The following is an 8,093-nucleotide window of genomic DNA, read 5'->3' as shown; positions in this document are numbered from 1 at the left end:
CCCGGGTGCGGGTCGGTTACCTGGTCGGCCCCGTTGGGGGGGGGCCCGCGGGGGTGGCGGTCGCCACGCCAAGCCGGGGCGCCCCGGTCGTGGGGGGCCGCCCCCGGCCCCCCGCCCCACCGCCCCCGTGTGGTCGGCAGGACCCGCCCCTTCAGCGCGTCCCGACCGCCGCGCGCACGGCCCGCCGTGCCATGGCGCAGTCGTCGTGCAGCCGCCTCAGCAGCAGCCGCTGTTCCTCGCCGGGCGCGAGCGCCCCCGAGGGCACCGGCACGGAACCGGCCGGCGGAGCCTCCTTCATGGTGCGCTGCACCGCCGTCTCGTAGGTACGGATCTCCCGCGTCAGCACGATCATCAGGTTCACCAGGAAGGCGTCCCGGGAGGCCGGTCCGGCCTGCTGGGCGAGCTGACTGATCTGGCGCCGGGCCAGCGGCGCGTCACCGAGCACCGCCCACAGCGTCGCCAGGTCGTAGCCCGGCAGGTACCAGCCCGCGTGCTCCCAGTCGACGAGGACCGGCCCCGCGGGGGACAGCAGGATGTTGGAGAGCAGGGCGTCACCGTGACAGAACTGGCCCATGCCCTGGCGGCCGCCCGCCTGCGCCAGACCGTGCAGCAGCTTCTGCAGGTCGTCCCGGTCCCGGTCCGTGAAGAGGCCGAGTTCGTGGTAACGCGCGATCCGGGCGCCGTAGTCCAGCGGGGCGTCGAAGGTCCCGGCCGGCGGCCGCCAGGCGTTGAGCCGGGCGATCGCGCCGAGCGCGGCCCGCACGTCGGCCCGGGGCGGAGCCTCGACGGGGTGGCGCGACAGCGCCGCCGCCCGCCCGGGCATCCGCTCGATCACCAGCGTGCAGTTCTCCGGGTCCGCGGCGATCAGCCGCGGCGCGCGCACCGGCGGACGGTGACGGACGAAGGAGCGGTAGGACGCTATCTCGTGCCGGAACCGCTCCACCCACGCGGGCGAGTGGTCCAGTAAACACTTCGCGACCGCCGTGGTCCGCCCGGTCGTCCCGACGATCAGTACGGAACGGCCGCTGCGCCGCAGCACCTGCACGGGGTTGAACTCCGGGCAGATCCGGTGGACCGACGCGATCGCCATCTTCAGCTGCGCCCCCTGGGGGCCGGACAGATCGATTCTCCCGCTGACGGGCTGGGTACCGGTGCCGCCCGCCCAGCGCCTCGGCCTGACGGCCTGCGGGGCGGGGGCGAGGTACGGACCGGCGCCGGCGGGGATGATCCGGTGCTGCGGCCGGGGCGGGGCGGACACGGAGGACGATGCTGTGTACATGGAGGACAGATCCCTTCGTGTGCCGACGAGTTGCGTGCGTCGCCCCGCCCGCCCCCGGTCCGCACCCTGGGGAATGAGGGCCGGTCGGCGGGGCGGGGTGGCGCGTTCCTACCTGACACCCGGGCACGGGTGGCGGAACATCTCGCGCACCCTGGCGAAGCCTGGCGAATTGTCGCCAGGCCTATGACAGCGGGCTACTGTCAACTCAGCCGAGAACCTGGGGGCTTAGACGTGACCGAGCAAACCAACACCCGCCTGGCAGACCTGTTCGGCCTGGCCGGCTGGTCCAAGGGCGAACTCGCGAGACTGGTCAACCGGCAGGCGGCGGCCATGGGCCACCCCCAGCTGGCGACCGACACCTCGCGGGTGCGGAGGTGGATCGACCGGGGCGAGACCCCGCGCGATCCCGTCCCCCGGGTGCTGGCAGCACTGTTCACCGAGCGACTCGGCCGTGTCGTGACCATCGAGGACCTCGGGTTCGTACGACACGGGCGCGCCGGAAAGAAGCAGGACGTCAGGAAGACGGAGAACCCTGACGAACTGCCCTGGGCACCCGATCGTACGGCGGCGGTCCTCACCGAATTCACGGGAATGGACCTCATGCTCAACCGACGCGGCCTGGTGGGCGCGGGTGCCGCGCTTGCCGCCGGCTCCGTACTCAGCAACGCCATGCACGACTGGCTGCAGACCGACCCCGCACGCAAGGGCGCCGCCCCGCGGGCGACCGATCCCCTCCACGCCGACCCCGCCGGGTACGACCGCTACGAGGCCGCCCCCATCGGGTCGGAGGAGATCGAGGCCCTGGAGCACTCAGTGGAGGTGTTCCGTGCCTGGGACGCCTCCCGGGGCGGCGGACTCCAGCGCAAGGCGGTCGTGGGCCAGCTCAACGAGGTGGGCGGCATGCTCGCCTACCGCCACGCCGACCACCTCCAGCGCCGTCTGTGGGGCGTCGCCGCCAACCTGGCGGTCCTGGCGGGCTGGATGTCCCACGACGTCGGTCTCGAACCGACGGCGCAGAAGTACTTCGTCATCGCCGCCCACGCGGCGCGCGAGGGCGGCGACCGGCCCCGGGCCGGCGAGGCGCTGTCCCGGGCCGCCCGTCAGATGGTCCACCTGGGCCGTCCCGACGACGCGCTCGACCTCATGAAGCTCGCCAAGGCGGGCTCGGGGGAGCGGGTGCTGCCGCGCACCCAGGCCATGTTCCACACCATCGAGGCCTGGGCGCAGGCCTCGATGGGCCGGGGACAGGCCATGCGGCGCACGCTCGGCGAGGCCGAGGAACTGTTCGTGTCCGACCGGCAGGACGAGAAGCCGAGCTGGATGCAGAACTTCGACGAGGCCGACATGCACGGCATGCAGGCCCTCGCGTACCGCACCCTCGCCGAGCACGACCCGACGGCGGCGATCCCGGCGCAGCGCCACGCCAAACTGGCCCTGGAACTGCGGCGGGGCGGCCACGACCGCTCGAAGCTGTTCGACCACATCTCCCTCGCCTCGGCGTGCTTCATCGCCGACGACCCGGAGCAGGCCGACCGGTACGCCCGGCTCGCCCTGATGTCCATGGGGGACACGTCGTCCCACCGGACCTGGGACCGGCTGCGGGAGATGTACCGGCTCACCGGACAGTACGCGGGCTACTCGAGGATCGAGAACCTGCGCGAGGAGATCGAACTCGCCCTCCCCAGGTCTCCCGTCAACCGCCCCAGGACCGGACAGGCCTGAGCCTCCCCGTCCGGTGGGACGGGGAGGCTCGGGTCAGGTCGTGGCGGAATCCTCAGCGGGGAACCCGCGGTGGTCCCGGCAGGCGATCCCGGTGTGCGGCGCCCGTGTCACGTGCCGTCGGCCGGTGTCAGCGGGAGACCCGCACCACCATCACGCAGGCGTCGTCCTCGCGTGCCTCCTCGCCGAACTCCTCCAGCACCGCGCGCACGCCGTCCTGCGCGTCCCGCGCCCGGGCGAGCCGGGGGCCGAGGGCGAGGAGCCGTCGTGCGCCCGTGTCGTCGTCCGTGCCACCGCCACGGGTCAGCCCGTCGGTGTGCAGGACCAGCAGGTCACCCGGGAGCAGCCGGGTCTCGGCCTCGCCGTAGGCGGCGCCGGTCGTCGCCCCGAGCAGCACTCCCTCGGGCCGCCGGAGCGCGTGCCCCGTCCCGTCGCGGAAGAGCAGCGGGGCGGGGTGGCCGGCCTGGGCCCACACCAGGGTCTGGGCCACCGGGTCGTACCTGCAGCACATCGCGCTGCCGAGCGCGGGCTGCACCGAGGTCTCCAGGAGCTGGTTGAGGTGGCCCATCAGCGCGGCGGGCCGGATGCCGGCGACGGCCATGCCGCGCAGGGCCCCGAGGAGCATGGCCATGGAGGAGGTCGCGGCGACCCCGTGGCCGGTCAGGTCGCCGACGGTCAGCAGCGCGTCGCCGTCGGGCAGCGCGAGGGCGTCGTACCAGTCGCCGCCGATCAGCCCGGTGCTGGCGGCCGGGAGGTAGTGCGCGGCCACGTCGAGCGGGGCGGGGCCGCCGTGGGCGAAGCGGAGCGAGCCGCGCCACGGCGGGAGGACCGCCTCCTGCAGCTCGACGGCGACCCGGCGCTCGGTGAGCTCGATGTGGCGGCTGCGCTCCAGACTGTCCCGGCTCTCGCGGACGGCCCGCTCGCTGCGCCGCAGTTCGCTGACGTCCCGGAGGACGGCCCACATCGAGGCCGTGCAGCCGTCGGAGTCGAGGACGGGTTCGCCGGTCATGTGCACCGTGCGCACGCTGCCGTCCGTCCGCACGATCCTGAACTCGCCGTCGATCGGCTTCCCGTCGATGAGGGAGTCCGTCACCATCGACTGCAGGACGGGCTGGTCCTCGGCGAAGACCATCGTGGGCATCTCGTCGAGGGACATCGGGCCGCTCTCGCGGGGCCGTCCGAAGATCTGGAACAGCTCCTCGGACCAGCTGACCTCGTCGGTGAGCAGGTTCCACTCGGCACTGCCGACGCGGGAGAGCAGCGAACCCGTGCGGGGCGGGGCGGCCACGCCGTACGCCGTGCCGGGGGCGGTCGGCAGCGAGGTGTCGACGACGGCCTCGCCCGCCTCGGCCCCGGACTCCTCCTGAGGGATCGCGGTCGCCGGGACGCCTGCCCGGAGCTGTCCCAACTGGGCACCCAGATCGTCGAGTTGGTGCACCGCGAGGTCGCACAGGGCGCGCTGCCAGCGCTGTCGGGGATCGTCCTCGTCCGCCGCGGCGTCCCTGCGGACGGCGTCCACCTCGCCGCGCAGCCGACGGGTCTGCGTGATCAGCGCGTCCACCGCGCCCGGCTCCGGGGGTTGGGCGGGGCGGTCCGCGAACAGATGGGACGGCATGTCGTACTCCGATACAGGCGCGGCGCGGCCAGGTGTGGAAGGTGGCCCGGAGACGACTGTGGCACAGCCCGCCGAAGCCCGTAAGGGATTTGGCAACACTCGATCCGGTGGTGCTTCTGGCATATGTCAAAGGCCCGGCGATTATCGGACAGTGCGCGACGCGTTACGGTGCTCGGGTGGTGAACGACGACGGAAACGGCACGGTGGGCGCGGGTGTGAGGCCCACGGGCGGCCCGGTCGCGGGGGAGTCGGGCATGCGTACGGGGGTGGGTGCGGTGGTACCGGAGGATCGAGCGCCGGGAGCGCCGGGAGCCGGCGCGGGCGGCGACGTCACGGGTGCGGGCGCCGAAGCCGTGGGTGAGGTGTCCGTGAGCGCGGTGGGTACGGCGGTGCTGCTCGCGGCCGCCCCCGCCGGACGGGGCCGCGCGATGGACGCCGCCTCCGTCCTGCCTGCGCTCGCCGCCGTCCCGCCCGGGATCCTCACCGGCACCGCCGCCGCCACGGTCGTCGAGCTCGCCGATCCGCTGGACCCGCAGACCGTCCTCACCCGGCTGCGCGCGGCGGCCGCGAGCCCGGGCCCCCTGGTCGTCTGCCTGGCGGGCCAGCTCCACCTCGACCGCCGCCAGCGGCTGCCGCATCTCGCGCTCGCCCGCACCACCCCGGCGACGCTCCGCTACACGGCGCTGCCCTGGCACTGGCTCGCCGGCGAACTCGGCGTGCGGCCACCCGGCACCACGACCGTCGTCGCGGACCTCGCGGCCGACCCGGAGGTCTGGCAGTGCCTCGCCGCCGCCCCGGGGCTGCTGCACCTGGGACCCGGTCCCCTGCTCCACGCGCGCGTGGTGCCCGCCCCGCGCAGGGGCGAGCCCGCGACCCCCGAATATCTGCGTGCCCGGGCCGAACTCTGGCGTTCCGGAGTCCGGTTGAGCCCCGAGGCGGCGCACGCGGAGGCCGCCGCGCGCGCGGTGGCGGTGGCACCCGTACCGGAACCGGTGTTCCTCACGCCCACCCCCGCACCTCCGCCGGCGCGGGCGGGTGCCGCCGCGCCCGCGCCCCCGACCCGTACCCCGTCCACGCCCCGGCCCTCCCGCGTCCCCGTCGCGGGGTCCGCCCCGGCGGCCGCCCGTGTGCCCCGGCCCGCACCCGTGCCGGCGATCCCCCCGGCCTACGCACCCGCGACCCCTCCGGCCCCCGCTCCCGCCGCTGCGGCCGGTGCCGCGGCGCCCGTGGACCCCCACCCCGCGATCCTCGCCGCCGCCATGGCCGGGCGGCACGGGGAGGCGGCGGCGGTGGCGGCGGCCTGGGAGCACGACGCCCTGCGCCGCCACGGGCCCCGGTCGGTGGAGGCCGTGCACTGGACGGAGGTGCGCGCCGACCTCGCCCGCCTCGCCGGAGAACCGGCCCGCAGCTGCGAACTCTGGCTCGCCGCCGCCGAGGCCCGGCTCGGCATGCTCCAGCGCGCGGACGATCCCGACGTCGAAGGAGCCGTCGACCGCGCCCACCACCAGTGGGAGCACATCGAGGATCCCGCCCGCGCCCGCGCGCTCGGCCCGACCCTCGTCGACCTCCGGCGACGGGTCCCCGGCCGCCGCCCCGGCGCCCTCGCCGCGCTCACCCGCCGCATGACCTGAGCGGCCGGACCGGCGGGAGGGACTGCCCCCCGCCCGCCGGCCCGCCGCGGACCACCCGCTCCGAGCCCCCTTTCCGGGAAGGGACCCGCCCCATGACCTCGCTCGCCACCGCCCAGCGCTCACTGGCCGATCCGTCCGTGCGCCACCCGCTGTGGCCGCCGCTCACCGGAGGCTGCCCCGTCACGTCCACCGAGGACGTGGCGTACCCCCTGGACATCGACTACGCCTACGACCGGGTCCCCGCCGACCTGTTCGCACGCCCGGCCGCCCACGGTCTGGAACGCTGGGCCCCGCTGCTCCCGCCGCTGGCCGCGCCCGGTCTCGGCGAGGGCAACACGCCCCTGGTGGGGCTCCCCGACGGCGTCTGGATCAAGGACGAGTCCCGCAACCCGACGTGGAGCCACAAGGACCGGCTCAACCGGGTCGCCGTCAGTGCCGCCGTCGCCTCGGGCGCGCGCGGTGTCGTGGTCTCCTCGTCCGGCAACCACGGAGCCGCGGCCGCCGCCTACGCGGCCCGTGCCGGACTGCCGTGCGCCGTCTTCACCTCCCCGGACGCGCCGCCCGCCGTCGCCTCCCACCTCCGCGCCTACGGGGCGACCGTCCTCACCGTCCCGCTCGCCTCGGTGCGTCCGCTGATGCGCCGCATCGTGGACGAGCTCGGCTTCCAGAGCGTCAGCAGCGTCACGGACGGCGCGCACACCGGGCACCCCTTCGGCCCGGAGGGCTACAAGACGATCGCGTACGAGATCGCGCTCGACCTGGGGCGCGCACCCGCGGAGGTGCATCTGCCCACGGGCTACGGCGAGTTGCTCTTCGGCGTGGCCAAGGGCTTCCAGGAGCTGGCGCGGCTCGGCGTCACCGGATCGGTGCCCCGCGTGTACGCGGCGGAGCCCGCGGCCGCCGGTGCGCTGACCGAGGCCCTGCGCACCGGCCGGCCCGTCGCCCGCGTCCCCGTCGGGCCGACGGCCGCCTACGCCATCGACTGCGAGGTCAACAGCTACCGCGGCGTCCTCGCGGTCCGCACGACCGGCGGAGCGGTCCGTACCGTGACGGATCCTCAGATGGCTGCGGCGAAAGCCGAGTTGGCGGCCCAGGGGATCTGGTGCGAGACCTCCGCCGCGGCCGGGCTCGCCGGCTTCCGCGCCCACGGGTCGCGCGGGACCGAGGGGCCGGTGGTGTGCGTGGTCACCTCCAGCGGCTACAAGGACGTCGCCACGGCGCGGGAGTCACCCGCGCCGACGCCGCAGGACTGGGAGTCGATCAGGGACGCCCTGGCGGCGGCCGGAGACCGGCCCGACTCCGGTGCCTGACACTCCACTTGACCTCGACCGCGCTTGAGGTGTGACGATGATCCACATGACCACCGAATCCACGAACCACGCGGCGGACACCGAAGCGATCCGCCGGCTCGTCGCCACCGTCGAGCACTCCCAGCAGAACAAGGACCCGGAGGAGTTCCTGGGCCTCTTCCACCCGGACGCGATCTGGACGACGGCCCACGGCAAGGTCCTCATCGGCCGCGACGCGATCGCCGAGTTCACCCGTGCGGTCCTCCCCGCGGCGAGCTGGGACGGCAAGGTCACCTACGAGGTGGCGCACGTGCTCTTCATCCGCCCCGACGTCGCGGCGGTCAAGGTCCGTCAGCGGTACCTCTCCCCGGGGGAGGAGAGCGAGGGCGCCCCGCTGTACGTGGTGTCGAAGCAGGACGACGGCCGCTGGCTGCTGACCGCCTGCCAGAACACGGGGGTCGTCGCCGGCTGATCCGCCGCTTCGGGCAGGGTCAGGTCCGGAGCCGGAGCGCGGCGGGGACGGTGCGCACCCTCACCGTCCCCGGCCCCGCTTCCGCCTC

At 74.9% G+C, this 8,093-nt stretch carries 6 protein-coding genes; 4 read left to right on the top strand and 2 right to left on the bottom strand.

Translation table 11 applies throughout. The features are described from left to right. Positions 1-151: 151 nt before the first annotated feature. Complete coding sequence (locus ACFV2S_RS01990) at positions 152-1,279, bottom strand: aminoglycoside phosphotransferase family protein (RefSeq protein ID WP_383797896.1); 1,128 nt, start codon at positions 1,277-1,279, stop codon at positions 152-154. Positions 1,280-1,510: 231 nt separating this feature from the next. Between ACFV2S_RS01990 and ACFV2S_RS01985 the strand changes: the two genes are divergently transcribed. Further along, positions 1,511-3,001 carry a hypothetical protein gene (locus ACFV2S_RS01985; protein WP_385553320.1) on the top strand — a complete coding sequence of 497 codons (1,491 nt, stop codon included), beginning with the start codon at positions 1,511-1,513 and terminating at the stop codon, positions 2,999-3,001. A 127-nt stretch (positions 3,002-3,128) separates the two neighbouring features. On the opposite strand, the gene ACFV2S_RS01980 is transcribed toward ACFV2S_RS01985, so the two are convergent. Beyond that, positions 3,129-4,613 carry a PP2C family protein-serine/threonine phosphatase gene (locus ACFV2S_RS01980; RefSeq protein WP_385553318.1) on the bottom strand — a complete coding sequence of 495 codons (1,485 nt, stop codon included), beginning with the start codon at positions 4,611-4,613 and terminating at the stop codon, positions 3,129-3,131. A 368-nt stretch (positions 4,614-4,981) separates the two neighbouring features. Here ACFV2S_RS01980 and ACFV2S_RS01975 point away from each other — a divergent pair, with 368 nt between their 5' ends. From ACFV2S_RS01975 to ACFV2S_RS01965, 3 genes are all read left to right on the top strand, one after another. After that, complete coding sequence (locus ACFV2S_RS01975) at positions 4,982-6,244, top strand: hypothetical protein (protein ID WP_385553316.1); 1,263 nt, start codon at positions 4,982-4,984, stop codon at positions 6,242-6,244. Between the two features lie 92 nt (positions 6,245-6,336). Then, positions 6,337-7,554 carry a pyridoxal-phosphate dependent enzyme gene (locus ACFV2S_RS01970; RefSeq protein ID WP_385553314.1) on the top strand — a complete coding sequence of 406 codons (1,218 nt, stop codon included), beginning with the start codon at positions 6,337-6,339 and terminating at the stop codon, positions 7,552-7,554. 37 nt (positions 7,555-7,591) lie between these two features. Further along, entirely contained in the window at positions 7,592-8,005 is a 414-nt protein-coding gene (locus ACFV2S_RS01965) for an SgcJ/EcaC family oxidoreductase (RefSeq protein WP_385553312.1), read from the top strand. Positions 8,006-8,093 lie beyond the last annotated feature (88 nt).

The sequence above is a fragment of the Streptomyces sp. NPDC059695 genome, from assembly GCF_042733785.1.
In the GTDB taxonomy this organism is placed as follows: domain Bacteria; phylum Actinomycetota; class Actinomycetes; order Streptomycetales; family Streptomycetaceae; genus Streptomyces.
The sequence above is the reverse complement of the archived record's forward strand: the minus strand, read 5'-3'. Positions and strand labels throughout refer to the sequence as shown.

Excerpts from the sequence above, each read along its gene's own strand:
- ACFV2S_RS01990 (WP_383797896.1), bottom strand. The coding sequence starts at position 1,279 with ATGTACACAGCATCGTCCTCCGTGTCCGCCCCGCCCCGGCCGCAGCAC.
- ACFV2S_RS01980 (WP_385553318.1), bottom strand. The coding sequence starts at position 4,613 with ATGCCGTCCCATCTGTTCGCGGACCGCCCCGCCCAACCCCCGGAGCCG.
- ACFV2S_RS01970 (WP_385553314.1), top strand. The coding sequence starts at position 6,337 with ATGACCTCGCTCGCCACCGCCCAGCGCTCACTGGCCGATCCGTCCGTG.
- ACFV2S_RS01965 (WP_385553312.1), top strand. The coding sequence starts at position 7,592 with ATGATCCACATGACCACCGAATCCACGAACCACGCGGCGGACACCGAA.